Genomic DNA, 17,173 nt, shown 5'->3' with positions numbered 1-17,173 from the left:
CCGGGCTAGTCTGGAACAGTGGTAGGGTGGCCGGTTAAGGCTTGGCGCAGCAGCTTGAGTATTAGCATGATGTTATTCCAGGTACGCTTTGACGGCTTCTACTTGCAGCCCCTATCAATGTGAAACCTGCCGGTCATTGCCGCGTCATGAACTATTGCTGAACCGTACATCATGAGCGCTTTATCTCACCACTAAAGTTGTACAAATTGTTTTTTATTGTACAACTTTAGATTAACCCGCTATTGTTAATTTAAATGTATTTAGTCAAGGTAAACGGGATGGCGATATACAGTATCAGTGAGGTAGCCCAACTTTGTGGTATTAATCCGGTAACGCTGCGTGCCTGGCAACGCCGCTATGGTCTGTTAAAACCACAACGGACTGAAGGCGGTCATCGACAGTTCAATGACGACGATATTACCCGTATCCATACTATTCTCGGCTGGATAGCGCGCGGCGTACCGGTTAGTCAGATCAGACCCTTACTCGACGGTGACACAGCGCCTGACGACAGTACTAACTGGGCAACGATACAACAGCAGTTGCTTGCTCTGATCCAGTCACCCGCCCCAAATAAACTACGCAGCCGTATCTTTGAGCTAGGGCGGGAATATCCACCTCAGGCTCTGATTGAATATGTTCTGCGGCCACTACGCTCACAACTTAAGCATGACCATGACTTGCTGCACATGCTTCGTCGTCTGTTGGATGGCGTGATCATTGAATACGCTACTTTTTGTATGCTCAGTGCACGCAAAAAAACCGGTGAAAATGTATTGCTATTGGGGTGGGGAAACACAGATCCCACCGAATTATGGATGGCCGCTATCATTTTGGCGAAAAACAATATGCATATCGATATTTTGCCGGGATCGCTGGAATCTCCGCAATTGGCGATGTTTAAGGCCGAACGCTACTTTCTCTGCACCGATGGCGTACTCAATACTGCCAAGCGGCGGCAATTAGCAGCTTGGCGCGATGCTGGGTTGGATATTACGCTTATCGATAACCATGCTCTGCTAACCCTTGCTTCGGAGCACCGTCATGAGTAACGCTGAAGCGCTGCTGGCACGTTTTTCACAATTTTATACCACGCTGGATACAACGCGGCTGGTTGACCTTGCCGATGTTTATCATCGCGATATCCGCTTTATCGATCCTGTTGGAGAACATCAGGGATTGAGCTCACTTGATGCCTATTTTCAGCGGTTACTCAGTAACTTAAGCGCTTGCTGTTTTACCCTCACGGATATTCAACACCATGACCAACAAGCGTCAGTGTGCTGGCAGATGTCTTATGCTCATCCACGTCTGCGGCGTGGCTGCCTGCTCAGTTTGGAAGGCATCAGCCAGTTGCGCTTTGCCGAACAGCGGATCATCTATCAGCGCGACTACTACGATCTGGGTGCCATGCTTTATGAACACATACCGCTACTCGGCGGGATTGTTCTCAAGTTGAAGAAGAGGCTACAAGCATGAAACATGTGGTAATTACTGGAGCCAGTTCCGGTATTGGGCAGCAACTGGCGCTCGATTATGCCGCAGACGGCTGGCAGGTGACCGCCTGTGGGCGCGATGAAGCCCGGCTGATAGCACTTGGTGCACATTATCCTGCTATTCAGGCGCGCCATTTTGACATCACCGATTTATCTGCCACGCGTAAAGCATTGGCGCAATGCTCCGCCGACTTGGTGATTTTGTGTGCGGGGACCTGTGAATATCTTGATAACGGTGTCGTGGACGCAGAGTGTGTTGCGCGTGTGCTTAACACTAATTTCCTTGGGCCGATCAATTGCTTAGATGCTCTGTTACCACAACTGTCAGCAGGGAGCAGGATTGCACTGGTGGGATCGACGGCCAGCTTGATCCCCTTATCACGCGCAGAAGCCTACGGTGCTTCAAAAGCGGCACTCGCCTATTTTGCCCGCAGCCTGACCGTGGATTTGGCAAAACACGATATTCATATTTCGCTGATATTACCCGGTTTTGTTGCCACTCCACTTACCGACCGCAACGATTTTATTATGCCGATGATAATCACCCCCAAGCAGGCTTCACACTATATTCGTCGTGGCCTGGAAAAAGGGGCCGCCGAAATTGCTTTTCCGCCATTGTTCGCAGCACTGTTACGGCTGGCTGGCCTACTTCCACAGGCTCTACAACGCTGGCTTGCCAAGCGTTTGGTGAGGTAATTCAATGAAAATCGCTATTATCGGTAGCGGTATTTCTGGGTTGACATGTGCCTGGAAGTTAGCCGAAAAACATCAGATTACACTGTTTGAAGCCAATGATTATCCCGGTGGACATACTGCGACCGTGGACGTCACGCTGGAAGGGCGCAGTTATGCTATCGATACCGGATTTATCGTTTATAACGAACGGACCTATCCGCACTTTATTGCTCTGTTGGCCGAGCTGGGCATCAGTGGCCAACCGACGGAGATGAGTTTCTCGGTTACACACCCGCGTAGCGGACTGGAATACAATGGTCACACGCTCAACACTCTGTTTGCCCAACGCCGTAACCTGCTGAATCCGCGTTTCTATCGCCTCCTGTTTGAGATTATGCGTTTCAATCGCCAATGTAAGAAGAACCTGGCAGGGGGGGATATTGCGACTCAAACTGTGGACGACTTTCTACAACTGGAAAGTTTTTCCAACTATTTTGCCCAGCATTATTTGTTACCAATGGGGGCCGCTATCTGGTCTTCTTCAATGACAGACATGCGACAGTTTCCGTTAGCACTGTTTTTACGTTTTTTCGATCATCACGGCCTGTTAGACATCACCAACCGCCCACAATGGTTTGTCGTGCCAGGCGGTTCACGTGAATATGTACGCCGTATACTGGCCGCGTTGGCAGACTGCTTGACGCTACACCTGAATATGCCCGTCCAGCGGGTTGAACGTCATGCACAAGGTGTAATAGTTCATAGTCCCTTGGGGCAGCAACATTTTGATCAGGTGATTTTTGCCTGTCATGCCGATCAGGCACTGCGCCTTCTGGCCGATGCCAGCGTGCAGGAGCAACGTGTTTTATCCCAGTTGGGTTATCAGGCGAATGAAGTCATCCTGCATACCGATATTCGTCTGCTGCCACGCCAGCGCCGAGCCTGGGCCAGTTGGAATTATCGCTTACCTGCCCGCGAGGATCATGCTGAGAGCCAGCTCGCCAGCGTGACGTACAACATGAATATTCTGCAAGGCTTGGATGCGCCACACACTTTCTGCGTCACACTCAACCCGCAGCAACCGATTGAACCTGCGCTTATTCTGCGCCAGTTCGGTTACCACCACCCGGTATTCAATCAGACGACGGCACTGGCACAACAGCAGCGTTCGCTGATCAACGGGCAGCACAATACTTGGTTCTGCGGGGCTTATTGGTATAACGGATTCCACGAGGATGGGGTGCGCAGTGCGCTGGATATCACGCAGGTTTTGTTGCAGGAGAGCGCCACATGAATAGCGCCCTTTATGTTGGACATGTGCGCCATCGCCGCTTCAGCCCAGTCCAACACAGCTTTGATTACCAAATTTTTATGCCGCTGATTGATCTTGATGAACTGACGCAATTGCCCGCGGTGGGCATTGCATTAGAGCGTTTTGCCCCAGCCGCGTTTTATCGTGGTGATTATCTGGGAGGCGGCGATATTAAACACAAAGCGCAGGAGCGTATCGCACAATTGACCGGCGAAAGGCTGAATGGCCGCGTCATGTTGCTGTGTCAGTTACGCTATCTCGGTTGTTACTTCAATCCAGTTAACTTTTACTATTTGTATAATGAAGATGACAAACTGTGTTGGTTATTGGCCGAAGTCCGTAATACCCCGTGGAATGAACGACATACCTACGCTGTGAATCCCGAGGGTATCTCGACTGTCGACAAGGTCTTTCATGTATCCCCGTTTAACCCGATGGACATGACCTACCACTGGCGTCTCTCGGCTCCCGCACAGCGGCTGCGTATTCATATCGAAAATCACCGAGTTAGCCGCGAGTTCGACGCGACATTGCTGCTCTATCGGCACCCTCTGACGCGGGTAACTTTGCGCCGACAATTATGGAACCTGCCCCTGATGACACTGAAAACGGCTGCGACCATTTATTGGCAAGCACTGAAGTTATGGCTAAAACGTACTCCCATTTACCCTCACCCCGCCAGCGGCGGCAAGGATGAACGATGAGTTCCTCAGAATACTCGCTAAACGACAGTGCGTCTTTTTCTGGTCACAATAAAGGCGCACGCCGTATTATTTTTACTTTGTTACAAAAGTTGCAAGGGGGGGGCTTATTGTTGCGTGAGGCCGGTGTCGGTGAAATCCAGTTTGGTGATATGCAGGCACCACTACAGGCTGAAATCGACGTTTATGACCCACGCGTTTACCGCCGAATACTGTTGGGAGGAAGCATTGCTGGCGGAGAAAGCTACATTGATGGTTATTGGAATAGTCCTGACTTGACCTGTCTGCTCCAATTACTGGCCAGTAACGTGCAATTGGTCGACAAACTGGAGGCTCGTCTAAGCTGGCTGACCGCCCCTTGGCATCGGTTGGTACATCTGCTACGCGATAATAGTCGGCGGCAGGCTCGACGTAATATTGCTGCACATTATGATCTGGGTAACTGCTTCTATCAGCAGTTTCTCGACAGTGAAATGCTTTACTCCAGTGCCCTGTACAGCGAAATGGAGATGACGCTGGAACAGGCGCAACAGGCTAAAATGCGTCGCTTATGCCAACAATTGGATTTGCAACCGGAAGACCATCTGTTGGAGATTGGCACCGGGTGGGGAGCATTGGCTGAGTTTGCGGCGCGGGAGTATGGCTGCTGTGTCACCACCACGACTATTTCGCAGGAACAATACCAATATGCCCAGCAGCGTATTCAGCAGGCTGGGCTAGAGGATCGTGTGACTTTGCTGTTTGAGGATTACCGTGAACTGAATGGGCAATATGACAAACTGGTCTCGGTCGAAATGATCGAAGCTGTGGGCAAACGTTTTTTACCGCTATTTATAAAGCGTTGTCAGCAGTTACTCAAACCTAAAGGCAAAATGGTGTTACAGGCGATCACCATTACCGACCAGCGTTATCAGCAATACAGCAGCAATGTGGATTTCATACAGCGTTACGTCTTCCCAGGGGGCTTTTTGCCTTCCATCACCGCGCTGTGCGATACCCTCACACGTCACAGTGATTTGGTTATGTGTGATTTATTTGATATTGGCCGTGACTACGCCCGTACGTTGCAAGAATGGCGTGAGCGTTTTGAACTGAACTGGCCTTTATTACACCATCAGGGATTTGACGAGCGTTTTCAGCGCCAGTGGCGATTTTACTTATGCTATTGCGAAGCCGGTTTTCTGGCGCGATCCATCAGTACCGTGCAACTGAGTGCTGAACGTCGATGAAAATGGGCATCGGGTTTTGGTTGATCACGCTTGGTTTCGATGCCTACTGGACGCTGGCGATTATTTGGCGTGAACAAGCAATGCCTTTTCTGTTGCCAGGAGCCGTACTGGCACTGATATTGACGCCACCACGACAGCGTATATGGGTGCTATCAGCCGCGCTGCTGGGTATTACTATGGATGCGCTCTGGTGCTATCTCTACATATTTAAGTTTACCGGGCAGACAGGTGTCCCGCTATGGATGTGGGCATTGTGGCTCACTTTCAGTAGTTGGCTGTATTGGTTGCTGAGACGGATTAGGCCGAATGTGAAAACAGTGGTGTTGTTAGGTGCGGTAGCCGGCCCGCTAGCTTATATCATCGGCTGGAAACTTAACGCGATGACACCGCAAATTGCACCGGAAATAATGATCCTGACCTTATCTTTAGGTTGGGCTATTTATCTGCCGGTGGTCAGTTGGCCAATACTACGTAGGAGAATTGAATGAAGCTGCTATTAACTTTGTTTCTTTGTCTGAGCAGTATTGCAGCACAGGCTGGCGATTGGGCTACATGGCCGACAATAGGCAGTGCAACATTGCGCTGGGGGCCATTTGATATTTATTTTTCGGTATTACGAACGCCGACTGGACGCTATGAGGATGGCGAGTGGCCGCAGGCACTGAGTATTAACTATCAGCGTTCTATCACTATAGAAGAGTTAGTAAACGCCACGCAAGAACAATGGCAAGCAATGGACATCAGCGTGCCTGCTGCCCAACAGCAGCGCTGGCTCAAGCAGATAGCCACTATATGGCCTGCGGTAACCTCTGGCAGCCAACTCACTTTTGTCGGTGATGATACTGGCGGTCAATTCTATTATCGCTCACCATCGAACCCATATATCAGGCCGATTGGTGGCCGTTTCGACCATGCTTTCCGAGATGCTTTTCTCGCGATCTGGCTGTCTCCTGCGACACAATACCCTACCTTGCGGCAACAATTGATTGGAGGTATCTGATGAATATCAAAAGCCTGTTATTGGCTTTCCTGCTTGTACTGTCTGGATGCAGTGCCGATATCAATGACTATCAATACAATAAACCTGCTTTTGATTTGTTCGGCTACTTCAGCGGTGAAACCCGCGCCTGGGGAATGTTACAGAATTATCAGAATAAGCAGGTCCGCCGTTTTGACGTTGTGATTCAGGGGAGTGTTGTGGGTGACACCTTGACGTTAAACGAGAAGTTTGTGTTTGACGATGGCGAGCATCAGACCCGCATCTGGCGCATTATCAGAAACGATGATGGCAGTTATCAGGGGACAGCAGGCGATATCATTGGCGTGGCGCATGGTTATACCGCAGGTAATGCTTTCAACTGGCGCTATGATATGGAAGTGAAAACAGATAACGGTAAAATAAAACTGCATTTTGATGATTGGTTATATCGTCAGGACGAGACACATCTGTTTAACCAGACATCATTGCGCAAATTTGGAGTCGAAGTCGCCAAAGTGACACTGTTTTTTGAAAAGAAAAATTAACCCTCTCAAACCCTCAAATAGGGAAGGGTCACTAGTTTGTTATAGTGTATTCATTAGATAATAATGCCTACGATGACTAAAGAAGATAAGGCCATTAAATCGGGTATTTAACTCAGTCCGGCCCTCCTGAGTTAGCCTGATGATCCCGTGGTCGATTGCATCTCTGCTGGCTATCACCTTTACCGGTAAACAGTTCAACCGCTTTGGCCCGCGTCCGCTGCTGATTGCGGGCTGCCTGCTACAGGGATTGGGGATATTGCTACTGGCACGGATTCACAGTGCGGAGCAGTTTTCTTTATTGCTGACAGCCTTTGCGATGATAGGTTTTGGCGGCAGTTTATGCAGCAGTACTGCTCAGAGCAGCGCATTTTTGGTGGTGGACAATACGCAACTCGCACAGGCCAGCGCGCTGTGGAACATCAATCGCCAGTTAAGTTTTTGTTTGGGGGTCGCTATCATGAGTCTGCTGCTCAATAAATTGTTGGAGATGCAGCCCGCCGCCAGTGCTTACGCGAGCTGTTTTTACCTCGCCGCCGCCAGTACGCTGATACCCGCCGCACTGTGTCTGCGTCTCAATAATCGCGCCATCGTGCGTCAACTCAACGCTCAAGAGGAATAAAGATGAACCCGTTCGTTAACGAAGTCATTACCGCCCATGTCGCCATTGAGAACTGGCTGGGGAAAGGGGAAGGAGACGTACAGGCCTTGCTGGCACACTTTTCCCCAACGTTTTCTATGGTCACGGTCGGCGGTGGCAAGCTGGATTTCGCCGCGCTGAGCCACTTTTTTCAAGGGCAAAAAGCGGAAAAAAAAGGGCTGAAAATTGAATTAAGCAATATTGAAACTGTGGCTAAATGGTCTGAAGGCGCGGTCATCAGCTACAGCGAGAAGCAAATTCTGCCGGGGCAGCTCGCCACCTTGCGACATTCTACGGCCGTGTTCAGTCTCACGGACAGCGGACTGCTCTGGCAGCGTCTGCATGAAACCTCTGATCCTGCGTTAATGTTAAAAAAGGGCTAGCAGGTATCCCCCATTTCGCCGCAGATGCGTAATCCTCTACAGGTCACCGGGTTCCTGGTCTGCTGGCGGCGGACAACGTCAATAGTGTAGGCTGCGTCAGAAGCGCCTACACTACTTATCGGCCGCAGGGAGTTTGATCCAGGTGAGAGCGGCCCCGATAACACAGTCATTGGCTGATATGCTGGACATGATCCACGAAGTGTACCGAAAACAGCGATGCAAGATCCCGTAATAGCACTGCTTAACTTTACCCCTGAAAGCTGGTGATGATACCCGCTGTATCTGTAAGTATCCCGCTAAAAAGAACCATTCACTTTTAGCGTTCTCCGACATACAGAATATGTTCCCGGAGGAGAGTGCCATGCGTAAGATCCGATTCACTGAGCACCAGTTCATCGCCGTTCTGAAGTTTGTCGAAGCAGACGTATGGAATATTTAACCCAAAAATCAGGTAATTTGATGCTGGTGGATGCAGACCATTTTAAGTCAGTTAATGATAAGCACGGCCATCACACATTTATTCTGGGTATGTTTTACCTATACTAGCGGAATGATGCTGATAAAAGAAAGCACTTACCGTCAAGGGCGGGATATGATCTTTTGCACATTATTTATAGCAAAAGGGTATGGCTATGGCAGAACAAATACGGATTGCAATTATCGTTAATCCTGAGCTTCCTGTTGGCTTAATTGCCAATACCAGCAGTGCTGTAGGGATTGGTTTAGCAGCAAAATTTCCGCAATTAGCGGGGACGGTATTGTCTGACTCGGGGGGTAATGAAATTGATGTTAGCTCAAAATTACCAGTACCTATTTTGCAGGCGAATGCTGCGCAGATGAGAGACGTATTGCTGAAAGCTTTAGCGGCCACTCATGAGCGGGCGATTGTGCCTTTCCCTGCATTTGCACGCTCGATGCACAGTTTTCAGGCTTATGAAGCGGTATTTCCGCTACGTTCCCTGGCTGATGAACAACTCGATGGTTTGGGATTGGTTGGGCCGGAGAAGTGGGTGCGTTCATTAACAGGCGCATTAAAACTCTTGCGCTAAATCGTCAGTATTATCATGTGAAAATAAACCATGTGAAAAATAAGCGGGTTCAGGAATTGCACCCGCTCTGGATTATTGACGCTACATTTGGTCACCGCTCATTGCATTAACTAATTTGATTTATCTGCAATTTATCACTGGCAACGCCATTGATGTATAACTCGCGATGTTCATGTTGTGGCAAGTTAATCGCCAACTCATGCCATGCGGGTTGATAGCTTCCCGTGCGTTCAAAAGTGATATCAATGCGGTGATTATCGGTCGTCACTTGCCAGCTCAACCACAATGCGCCCCCTTGCTGCCAACGGTGGCTCTCACCATCATCTTCAAATAGCATCCCGCTGGATTGGCCGCCTCCTTTGGTGGGATAAAGCGCCAGTTCGCGTTGGGTATCTTGCTCTGCATTCACGAAAGCGATACGGCGTGACAGTGGTAGTGCCGCACCCGCGCGCACCAGCAGAGGCAACCGCTCCAGCGGCGCATCTAAGGTGATTGTCTGCCCACCGCTGTACCACTGCCCGGTGTGGAAGCAGTACCAGCCGACGTGATTATCTGGTAAGTAAACCTCACGTAGACGTTGCCCAGACTCCACCACACTGGCGACCAGTAAGTCACGACCTAACATAAAGTCATCATTTTCTTTAAACGTGTTGCTATCATGCTCATGATCGAGGAATGTTGGGCGTAACATCGGTTCATCGTCATGGCTAGCCTGCCATTGCAGTGTATAAAAATAGGGCAGCAGACGATAGCGCAGCGCCATCGCATCGCGGATCATCGGAGTGGCAGCCGGATACATCCACGGCTCATTGACGGTGTTATCGTCATTCCATGAGTGGATGGTAAAGCGTGGATGCATTACGCCGTTTTGTACCCAGCGAATAAACAGCTCGGCTTCAGGTTTATCTCCGGAAAAACCACCGACATCATGACCCAAGTTGTATAACCCAGACAGGCTCATGCCCAGCCCCATGCGGATGTTATAGCGCAAGGTTTGCCAACTGGTGCGGTTATCGCCACTCCAGGTTTGGGCGTAGCGCTGCATTCCGGCACAACCGGAACGAGATATCAGATATGGGCGTATTTCTGGTGCGAATGCCTGTTGAGCTTCCATTGAGGCGCGCATCATCAGCAAAGGCATCACCGGTCTGATGTGTTTGATGGCAATGGATTCACCAAACCCATGACAACGCGCTTCGCCATCCCACACTTCATATTCGTTATTGTCATTCCAGGTTGAACCAATCCCCATTTCCAGCAATTGTTTGGTGACATTCTCCTGCCACCAATCCACGGTGTCCGGGTTGGTAAAATCAAGGTGAGAGCCTTCGTCATCCCAGAATGAAGAGCGTTCGGGTAGCCCGCTTTCACCATCGCGGATAAAGAGTTCGCGCTTGGCAACTTCTTGATACTTAGGGTGGTCTTGCAATAGACAAGGTTTGATATTGGCGGCCAACTTGATACCGGCTTGCAGGAATGCCTGACTCATCACTTTCGGCTGCGGCACCTTGTCGTAGTTCCAGTTAAAGACATAACGCTTATTGTTGATCGAGGTATAACCAGACGAAAGCTGGAACGAATCACATGGAATATCATGCTGTTGGCATAAAGTAATGAACTTTTGCAGTTGTACCTGCGCATCAGGAGCATCGGTGTAATGCATGGTGGAACCGCTGTAACCGAGGCTCCATTTGGGGCCAAATTGGGTTTTTCCGGTCAGGCGAACAAAGGTTTTGGTGACATCCAGCACTTTCGGGCCGAGGAACATATAGTAATCGAGATCGCCAGCTTCGGCCTGATAGCGGCGATAGGCCAGATGGTAGTTATCGATCTCATTGCCCAGGTCTAACCAGCAACTGCTGAGATTGTCATAAAACAGGCCAAAACTGACATCATTACGGCGGGTGATGGTAAACGGAATATGCTTGTAAAGTGGATCGGTGCTGGCGGCGTTATAGCCCATCGCATCTAAATTACGCATTTCAAAGCGACGGCCAGCGCGGTTAAGATCGCCGGCTTTTTCACCTAATCCATAGTATTGCTCATTGGGATAACGGCGCTGATAGTGAGCAATCGCTTCTCCTTGCGGGCTGAGTAGATAAGCACTGGTTGGTCTATCCGCTGCCAGTGGTTGCCATTCGCCTTGCTGATTTTTATATTCCCATTCTAAATATAACGGCTGGTGAATGGTGACTCGCAGACTGTTAGTGGTCACTATCAACCGGCTTTCGTGCTGCTCTAGTTGATAACCCGGCACAGAGAAGCCAGCCAAACTCAGGCGATCACGGCCAGACCACGGAACATCACCCTCTGGTGCGATGCTCCAGGTGCGGTTCAGTGCCAGCTTACCCTCTTTTTTAATCAATACCCGGCAGAGGTTTGGCTCTAATACATATAGACAAAATATATGTCGGTCATCGACCAGCAGTTCCAAATGGTCGGGGTATTTATTGATTAACTTCCAGTTTTTTAATGTTTTCATCACAGCTCATCTTTTGTTCTGGCAACAGCACCAGTGTACTGTCGCCGGGTTAATAGCATTAAGTCGCTGGTTGGGACTTGTTACGGCGTTCAGCGAACAGGGCAATCAGGAATACAGCACCAATCAAATCGAAGAAGCCCATCGCGATAAACAGCGGGTTAAAGCCGATGGTGTCGGACACGGCACCAATTAATAAAGTAAACAGGAAGCTGGCAATCCAGGCGGAGGAACCGCGTAGTCCATTGACGGTTGCTACCTGATTTTTATCAAATGAATCAACGACTAATGCACTTAACATGCAAGAGATAACCTGATGTCCGAAGCCACCAATAGAGATAAGGGCAATAGCCAGATAAGGGTTTTGGGTGATGGCGACGAACGCGAGTGAAACCATCATAAAGGCACCGGTGACTGAACTGGCCACCACCGAGTTGGTGCGGCTGCAACCAAACCATTTTTGATAAAGTTTGGTTAAGTAGCCACTGGCAACGCTGCCGATATCCGCCGCCAGGAAGGGCAACCAGGCAAACATGGCGATTTGTTTTAAGTCCATGCCGCGTTCGGTCGCTAAATAGAGAGGAACCCAGAAGCTAAACACCGCCCAGGCGGGTTCCGCCAGAAATGCAGGAATAGCAATGCCGTAGAATTTCTTGTTTTTACTGAGAATAGCTAATGATTTAAGGAACGGTAGCCGTGGCAATACTGGCTCATTGTCCTGATGAATTAGTTCAAACTCCTCTTTACTCAGATTAGGGTGAGTATCCGGAGAGTGATAAAAACGCCACCACAGCAGAACCCAAATCATCGCCAGCGCGCCGGAGAATAAAAATGCCCCTTGCCAGCCGAGGGCCACATGTGCAAGTACGATAATCGGTGGGGCCAGCATGGCACCGATAGAGAAGCCGACCCCTGCCCAGCCAGCAGCTATTGGCCGTTCTTTTTTCGGGAACCAGTCAGAAATCGCTTTGGCGTTAGCGGGGGTTGCGGCGGCTTCGGCGCTCCCCATAAAGAAGCGCAATACCGCTAATTGGAACCAGGTGCCCGCTCCGGCGTGCATCATGCACACCACAGCCCAAATACTGGCACAAATCAGGAACCCCATTTTTAAGCCAATGACATCGATCAACCAGCCACAGAGGGGTTGGAACACGGTGTAAGCTAGCTGAAAGGAGGCAACAATCCATGAATATTGCTCGGTGGTCATGTTGAGGCTGGTTTTTAGCTCAGGAGCCAGAATACCCAGTGAGTTGCGGGTAATATAGTTAACGGTCACCCCAAGTAAAAATAGCGCCAGCATCCACCAACGTAATGATTTTATTTTGCGTCGCCCGACAACTTTAGCCGATTGATTAATCTCAACACTCATCCAAGCCTCCTGGTGTTAGTCGGTAACAAATTAAACGGACTAACATATTGTTTTGGTATGATCTATTTTCAGTTATTAAGATTACGCTGAGTTTTAATGTGACTCCCTTCACAATAAAACGGCTATAAAAATATCAACTAATTGAAATTATTTAATTTTTATATTTTAATCTACATTAACTGGACTGATAAGTTTTTAAAATTGGTTTACCAAAACAAGGTAACTAGCTTAAATTGGCTTTAATACGCGTTTTTTTGAAAAAATTTTCATAAGGCGGATAATATTTCATCATTTATATTCAGAAACCGTCTGAATAGGCCATTCAGTAACAATGAAAATTTTTTCATTTGCTAATTTGAGAGAGATCACAAAATGAATGGAAAGCTAAAAATACAAGAAATAGCCAATCAAACCGGTCTTTCAATTAGCACTGTTTCACGCGTTTTAGCGGGTAAAGCGAATACCAGCGTGAAAGCCAAACAGCAAGTTATGGCTTATGCACAGGCGCAGGGGATTTTGCAGAACTTATCCCGCGGGCGGTTGATGCTAAATAACATTATGGTGTTCGCTCCCCATAGGGCTTTTGATGTACGAACCGATATTTTTTATTACAAGGTAATACAAGGGATTACGCAGGCAGTGAGCCAACATGAAGTGATGGTTCGGTACTGCGGTTTGTCGGAAACTCACAGTGATATCGCACTGTTTTTAGAAAAAATAACTAATCCGCAAACTGAGGCTGCGATCATTGTGGGCATTGATGATCCACGAATCCATGCGTTAGCCGCTGGAGTGAATAAGCCATCGGTATTAATCAATTGCCGTGATAATGAGATGTCATTAGATAGCGTTTCGCCCGACCATCAGTTGATCGGTGAGTTTTCTGCCAACTACCTGATTCAGCAAGGGCATCGGCGGATTTTGACCTTACAGTGCCTGCGTCGTAACACTATGGAACTGCGGGTGGTGGGGATTAAAGAGGCATTTGCTAGCCATAATATGAGTTTTGATGATAGCCAACATCTGGCCATCACTAATACCTTTGGCGCTGAAGAGTCAGAACAGGCAATCACCCAATTCTTCACGGCTTGCGAGGATAAAAACCTGTTACCCACGGCGATTTTAGCCGGTGGCGATTATATGGCAGTCGGTGCAGTAAACGCATTGAATAAATTGAATATTAACGTACCTGATAGGGTATCAGTGATGAGTATGGATGGTTTTAATCTGGCAGAAATTCATGATGTTCCACTGACAGCCGTGCATGTTCCCCGTGATGAGTTAGGTGCGGAAGCTATTCAGCTATTGCAGCGGCGTTTATTACGCCCTGATGCGCCATTCAGCAATACTTTATTGCAGGGGAAGCTGGTGGTGCGTTCCTCGGTAAAACAAATCAATCAGAAGAGAGTAATGCCTGCCGCGAATAAGTCGACTGATCAATTGTATGATTTGTAACACTGTAATAGTAGTAGCGAAAGTAATGAATATGTCCCTCATAAAGAGGCAGTTACCGCTATAGTTTACAGTTAGGTTTGTGCAGCTTACGACGCGCAAAAAGAGAAATAGGTATAAATGGGTTTTATATAAGACAAATGGGGATATCTTATACCTTATAGCACATTGAAATTAAGGATATTGCCGCATGGAATTTAAAGATTACTATGCCGTTATGGACGTGGAGCCAACCGCCTCTTTGAAAGAAATCAAGACGGCTTATCGCCGCTTGGCACGTAAATATCACCCAGATGTCAGCTCGGAAGTTGATGCCGAAAACAAGTTTAAGGAAGTTGCCGAGGCTTATGAAGTATTGAAAGATACCGAGCGGCGTGCAGAATATGATGAGCTCAGACTGCATCGTAACGACCCTCGTTTTTCTCAGCAACAAGCCGCTTATAACCCCGGTGGCCAGCAGTGGCACAGTGCGAGTGGCGATACTCACGACTTCTCAGATTTCTTTGAATCCTTCTTTGCCAACCGTGGATCGGCTGCGAATCATTCAACTCGACAATCTCGTGGTGTTCGCGGGCAGGATCTTGAGATGGAACTGCCAATCTTTTTAGAAGAAACGCTAACCGAGCAGACTCGTTCAATCTCTTACAAGATACCGAGTTACGACGCAGCAGGCCGTCCAGGGGCCGAAACAGCCAAGACCCTCAAAGTGAAAATTCCAGCCGGAGTGGGGGATGGCGAACGTATTCGGCTCAAAGGGCAGGGTGCTCCGGGATTGGGTGGTGGAGCCAATGGCGATCTGTTCTTGATTATCCGCATTGCACCGCACCCACTATTTGATGTTGATGGGTCGAATTTGCAATTAGTGGTGCCGTTAGCCCCGTGGGAAGCGGCGTTAGGGGGCAGTATCGAGATGCCAACCCTGAGCGGGAAAATCACCTTAACCATTCCGGCAGGTAGCCAAAGTGGTCAGAAATTACGCATCAAAGGCAAAGGGCTGGTCAGCAAAAAAGGAACCGGCGATCTGTACGCAATTCTTAAAATTGTGATGCCGCCGAAGCCGGATGAGAAAACGCGTGAACTCTGGGGGCAACTGTCCGAGCAAGTATCATTCAACCCACGGACTGGATGGGAGTAACAGATTATGGCTGAAGTAGAAATCACTTACACCGTGACTGAGTTATGCCAGTCCACGGGGATATTAGAAGATGAGCTTGTTGAGGTGGTCGGGCTGGGGGTTATCGTGCCACTAGACTCTGGCGCTACATGGTGGATTTTTGATGCTGATGCATTACATTGTCTGCAACGCGCTCAGCGGCTACAAAATGAGCTGGACCTAGACTGGTCTGGTGTTGCAATGGCGCTGACTTTACTGGATCAGATTGAACACTTAAAGAAAGAGAATGACCAGTTACGCAGGCAGTTAGATCGCTTTTTACATGTCTCTTAGCGCATTAATCGGGTTGGTTTTTCGCTCCGGCCAACCCGATTCAGATGATAAATCTATCGGAAACCGACTGAGTATTGCTGCTCTTATTGCGTCGGTGTATCGCGGTTCCCCCTCTTTCCCTTATTTATATTGAAAACAACGTATATTGAAAACACTATGTTGAGCCGCGGGCTAATACATTTATAAGCTACTGACCCCACCATCGACCCGCAATTCTGTTCCGACGACAAAACTGGACTCATCTGAGGCTAGAAAAACGGCTGCATGTGCCAGCTCAGTAGGCGTTCCCATCCGTTTAATCGGCACCAGTTGGCGAATTTGCTCAACTAATTTTTCGTGTTCGCTACCCGATAGTCCAAGTTTTTGCAGCGCAGGTGTTTGGGTCGGCCAGGGCTTAGCCCGTTCACACGTATCCCTTTCTCAGCCCATTCCCCCGATAAGGTACGAGCAAGAGAGAGTAAACCCGCTTTGCTGGCCGCATAGACACTACTTTGAGGCAAACCGATATGGACACTGGCGGAGCCACAAAGAATTACGGAGGAGGGATTGGCTAATAGCGGTAACAATGATTGCAAGAGGAAGAAAGGGCCTCTCAGATTGGTTGCCAGCACGCGGTCAACGCTCGCTTCATCCCAGTCTTCTATTGAATGGTGAGTAACATCACCTGCGTTAATATAGACGATATCCAGACGTGGCCATTGGGTTGAGAGTGTGGCAGCTAACTGATATTGATCGGTGATATTACTGGCGTCACTGTTAAGCAGCAAAACGTGCCCCCCGAGTACGTCTTGAGCAACTTGCAAGGCCGAGGCATTTCTGCCGGTAATCGCCACGGTAGCACCTTCAGCGATAAACTGGCGGGCAGTTTCCAATCCTATACCGCTGGTTCCTCCGGTAATTAATGCATATTTATTCTTCAAACGATTCATTGCCAGCCTTCCTATTGATAGAAATGGAAGACCATTTTTAATACAAAAGTATCTAAAGTATAGTAGGTTCCAATTTGATACTAATGATGCAACAGGAAAGCAATGACAGTCCATCAGCCCTCCCTTCTTAAAAATTTATCGTCACCAGCGACTTTATTGCCCGAAGAGAAATGTCCAATGGTGCAATTTGTTGAGCTTATTGCTGGCAAGTGGGCGATTCCAATCCTCTATCGCTTGATTGTTACAGATGCCCCCATTCGGTTCGGTGAGCTGCAACGTGCTATCGCCCCTATCACTCAAAAAGAGCTAACTCGCCAATTACGTGCGTTTGAACGGCGTGGTTTGGTGTATCGCAAGGTTTATGCAGAAGTGCCCCCGCGCGTTGAGTATGAAGTTACGGCGCTGGGCAAAACGTTACGAGCGACACTCGATTCATTGGCGCTGTGGATGAGAGAACATCACGAAGATCTCAGTCGTGCGGGGTAACCTTG

General features: G+C 48.7%; 18 protein-coding genes and 2 pseudogenes. 17 read left to right on the top strand and 3 right to left on the bottom strand.

What is annotated here, in order from left to right; genetic code table 11:
- Positions 1 to 278: 278 nt before the first annotated feature.
- From YALDO0001_RS10050 to YALDO0001_RS09995, 13 genes and pseudogenes are all read left to right on the top strand, one after another.
- Positions 279 to 1,052, top strand: a complete 774-nt coding sequence (locus YALDO0001_RS10050) for a MerR family transcriptional regulator (RefSeq protein WP_004702663.1) — start codon at positions 279 to 281, stop codon at positions 1,050 to 1,052.
- Entirely contained in the window at positions 1,045 to 1,479 is a 435-nt protein-coding gene (locus YALDO0001_RS10045; protein ID WP_042839711.1) for a nuclear transport factor 2 family protein, read from the top strand. The genes YALDO0001_RS10050 and YALDO0001_RS10045 overlap by 8 nt, the downstream gene beginning before the upstream one ends.
- Entirely contained in the window at positions 1,476 to 2,192 is a 717-nt protein-coding gene (locus YALDO0001_RS10040; RefSeq protein ID WP_042839709.1) for an SDR family NAD(P)-dependent oxidoreductase, read from the top strand. The genes YALDO0001_RS10045 and YALDO0001_RS10040 overlap by 4 nt, the downstream gene beginning before the upstream one ends.
- Before the next feature lie 4 nt (positions 2,193 to 2,196).
- Positions 2,197 to 3,465, top strand: coding sequence for an NAD(P)/FAD-dependent oxidoreductase (locus YALDO0001_RS10035; RefSeq protein ID WP_004702658.1), 1,269 nt, complete (start codon positions 2,197 to 2,199; stop codon positions 3,463 to 3,465).
- Positions 3,462 to 4,187, top strand: a complete 726-nt coding sequence (locus YALDO0001_RS10030; RefSeq protein WP_042839707.1) for a DUF1365 domain-containing protein — start codon at positions 3,462 to 3,464, stop codon at positions 4,185 to 4,187. The genes YALDO0001_RS10035 and YALDO0001_RS10030 overlap by 4 nt, the downstream gene beginning before the upstream one ends.
- Complete coding sequence (locus YALDO0001_RS10025; RefSeq protein WP_042839706.1) at positions 4,184 to 5,413, top strand: SAM-dependent methyltransferase; 1,230 nt, start codon at positions 4,184 to 4,186, stop codon at positions 5,411 to 5,413. The genes YALDO0001_RS10030 and YALDO0001_RS10025 overlap by 4 nt, the downstream gene beginning before the upstream one ends.
- Positions 5,410 to 5,901 carry a DUF2878 domain-containing protein gene (locus tag YALDO0001_RS10020; protein WP_042839704.1) on the top strand — a complete coding sequence of 164 codons (492 nt, stop codon included), beginning with the start codon at positions 5,410 to 5,412 and terminating at the stop codon, positions 5,899 to 5,901. Before YALDO0001_RS10025 ends, YALDO0001_RS10020 begins: the two co-directional genes overlap by 4 nt.
- Positions 5,898 to 6,413 carry a hypothetical protein gene (locus tag YALDO0001_RS10015; RefSeq protein WP_042839702.1) on the top strand — a complete coding sequence of 172 codons (516 nt, stop codon included), beginning with the start codon at positions 5,898 to 5,900 and terminating at the stop codon, positions 6,411 to 6,413. Before YALDO0001_RS10020 ends, YALDO0001_RS10015 begins: the two co-directional genes overlap by 4 nt.
- Positions 6,413 to 6,937 carry a DUF3833 domain-containing protein gene (locus YALDO0001_RS10010; protein ID WP_004702650.1) on the top strand — a complete coding sequence of 175 codons (525 nt, stop codon included), beginning with the start codon at positions 6,413 to 6,415 and terminating at the stop codon, positions 6,935 to 6,937. Before YALDO0001_RS10015 ends, YALDO0001_RS10010 begins: the two co-directional genes overlap by 1 nt.
- Positions 6,938 to 7,073: 136 nt before the next feature.
- A pseudogene (locus YALDO0001_RS10005) lies at positions 7,074 to 7,556 on the top strand (MFS transporter); the annotation flags it as partial.
- Positions 7,557 to 7,558: 2 nt separating this feature from the next.
- Positions 7,559 to 7,957, top strand: coding sequence for a hypothetical protein (locus YALDO0001_RS10000; protein ID WP_004702648.1), 399 nt, complete (start codon positions 7,559 to 7,561; stop codon positions 7,955 to 7,957).
- Positions 7,958 to 8,383: 426 nt separating this feature from the next.
- Positions 8,384 to 8,503: a diguanylate cyclase domain-containing protein gene (locus YALDO0001_RS22380; RefSeq protein ID WP_004702646.1), complete on the top strand. Its 120-nt coding sequence runs from the start codon at positions 8,384 to 8,386 to the stop codon at positions 8,501 to 8,503.
- An 80-nt stretch (positions 8,504 to 8,583) separates the two neighbouring features.
- On the top strand, positions 8,584 to 9,006 hold the full coding sequence (locus YALDO0001_RS09995; RefSeq protein ID WP_004702644.1) for a DUF2000 domain-containing protein: 423 nt from the start codon (positions 8,584 to 8,586) through the stop codon (positions 9,004 to 9,006).
- Between the two features lie 106 nt (positions 9,007 to 9,112).
- On the opposite strand, the gene YALDO0001_RS09990 is transcribed toward YALDO0001_RS09995, so the two are convergent.
- Positions 9,113 to 11,488, bottom strand: coding sequence for a glycoside hydrolase family 31 protein (locus tag YALDO0001_RS09990; protein WP_004702642.1), 2,376 nt, complete (start codon positions 11,486 to 11,488; stop codon positions 9,113 to 9,115).
- A 58-nt stretch (positions 11,489 to 11,546) separates the two neighbouring features.
- Positions 11,547 to 12,854, bottom strand: a complete 1,308-nt coding sequence (locus tag YALDO0001_RS09985; RefSeq protein WP_004702640.1) for an MFS transporter — start codon at positions 12,852 to 12,854, stop codon at positions 11,547 to 11,549.
- Between the two features lie 372 nt (positions 12,855 to 13,226).
- Between YALDO0001_RS09985 and YALDO0001_RS09980 the strand changes: the two genes are divergently transcribed.
- The 3 genes from YALDO0001_RS09980 to cbpM all read left to right on the top strand — a co-directional run bounded on the left by YALDO0001_RS09980 (position 13,227) and on the right by cbpM (position 15,753).
- Positions 13,227 to 14,309 (top strand): LacI family DNA-binding transcriptional regulator, encoded by a 1,083-nt coding sequence (locus YALDO0001_RS09980; protein ID WP_004702637.1) that lies wholly within the window; start codon positions 13,227 to 13,229, stop codon positions 14,307 to 14,309.
- A 187-nt stretch (positions 14,310 to 14,496) separates the two neighbouring features.
- On the top strand, positions 14,497 to 15,441 hold the full coding sequence (gene cbpA, locus YALDO0001_RS09975) for a curved DNA-binding protein (RefSeq protein WP_004702636.1): 945 nt from the start codon (positions 14,497 to 14,499) through the stop codon (positions 15,439 to 15,441).
- Between the two features lie 6 nt (positions 15,442 to 15,447).
- On the top strand, positions 15,448 to 15,753 hold the full coding sequence (gene cbpM, locus YALDO0001_RS09970; protein WP_004702634.1) for a chaperone modulator CbpM: 306 nt from the start codon (positions 15,448 to 15,450) through the stop codon (positions 15,751 to 15,753).
- A gap of 180 nt (positions 15,754 to 15,933) precedes the next feature.
- Here the strand turns inward: cbpM and YALDO0001_RS09965 are convergent.
- Positions 15,934 to 16,682 (bottom strand): annotated as a pseudogene (locus YALDO0001_RS09965) (SDR family oxidoreductase).
- Between the two features lie 102 nt (positions 16,683 to 16,784).
- Between YALDO0001_RS09965 and YALDO0001_RS09960 the strand changes: the two are divergent.
- Positions 16,785 to 17,168 carry a winged helix-turn-helix transcriptional regulator gene (locus YALDO0001_RS09960; protein WP_042839699.1) on the top strand — a complete coding sequence of 128 codons (384 nt, stop codon included), beginning with the start codon at positions 16,785 to 16,787 and terminating at the stop codon, positions 17,166 to 17,168.
- Positions 17,169 to 17,173 lie beyond the last annotated feature (5 nt).

The organism is Yersinia aldovae ATCC 35236, from assembly GCF_000173735.1.
GTDB lineage: Bacteria > Pseudomonadota > Gammaproteobacteria > Enterobacterales > Enterobacteriaceae > Yersinia > Yersinia aldovae.
The sequence above is the reverse complement of the archived record's forward strand: the minus strand, read 5'-3'. Positions and strand labels throughout refer to the sequence as shown.

Coding starts and splice junctions, on each gene's coding strand:
- YALDO0001_RS10010 (WP_004702650.1), top strand. CDS start 6,413: ATGAATATCAAAAGCCTGTTATTGGCTTTCCTGCTTGTACTGTCTGGA.
- YALDO0001_RS10035 (WP_004702658.1), top strand. CDS start 2,197: ATGAAAATCGCTATTATCGGTAGCGGTATTTCTGGGTTGACATGTGCC.
- YALDO0001_RS09980 (WP_004702637.1), top strand. CDS start 13,227: ATGAATGGAAAGCTAAAAATACAAGAAATAGCCAATCAAACCGGTCTT.
- YALDO0001_RS09985 (WP_004702640.1), bottom strand. CDS start 12,854: ATGAGTGTTGAGATTAATCAATCGGCTAAAGTTGTCGGGCGACGCAAA.
- YALDO0001_RS09990 (WP_004702642.1), bottom strand. CDS start 11,488: ATGAAAACATTAAAAAACTGGAAGTTAATCAATAAATACCCCGACCAT.
- YALDO0001_RS10040 (WP_042839709.1), top strand. CDS start 1,476: ATGAAACATGTGGTAATTACTGGAGCCAGTTCCGGTATTGGGCAGCAA.
- cbpM (WP_004702634.1), top strand. CDS start 15,448: ATGGCTGAAGTAGAAATCACTTACACCGTGACTGAGTTATGCCAGTCC.
- YALDO0001_RS22380 (WP_004702646.1), top strand. CDS start 8,384: ATGGAATATTTAACCCAAAAATCAGGTAATTTGATGCTGGTGGATGCA.
- YALDO0001_RS10030 (WP_042839707.1), top strand. CDS start 3,462: ATGAATAGCGCCCTTTATGTTGGACATGTGCGCCATCGCCGCTTCAGC.
- YALDO0001_RS10015 (WP_042839702.1), top strand. CDS start 5,898: ATGAAGCTGCTATTAACTTTGTTTCTTTGTCTGAGCAGTATTGCAGCA.
- cbpA (WP_004702636.1), top strand. CDS start 14,497: ATGGAATTTAAAGATTACTATGCCGTTATGGACGTGGAGCCAACCGCC.
- YALDO0001_RS09995 (WP_004702644.1), top strand. CDS start 8,584: ATGGCTATGGCAGAACAAATACGGATTGCAATTATCGTTAATCCTGAG.
- YALDO0001_RS10000 (WP_004702648.1), top strand. CDS start 7,559: ATGAACCCGTTCGTTAACGAAGTCATTACCGCCCATGTCGCCATTGAG.
- YALDO0001_RS10020 (WP_042839704.1), top strand. CDS start 5,410: ATGAAAATGGGCATCGGGTTTTGGTTGATCACGCTTGGTTTCGATGCC.
- YALDO0001_RS10045 (WP_042839711.1), top strand. CDS start 1,045: ATGAGTAACGCTGAAGCGCTGCTGGCACGTTTTTCACAATTTTATACC.
- YALDO0001_RS10025 (WP_042839706.1), top strand. CDS start 4,184: ATGAGTTCCTCAGAATACTCGCTAAACGACAGTGCGTCTTTTTCTGGT.
- YALDO0001_RS10050 (WP_004702663.1), top strand. CDS start 279: ATGGCGATATACAGTATCAGTGAGGTAGCCCAACTTTGTGGTATTAAT.
- YALDO0001_RS09960 (WP_042839699.1), top strand. CDS start 16,785: ATGACAGTCCATCAGCCCTCCCTTCTTAAAAATTTATCGTCACCAGCG.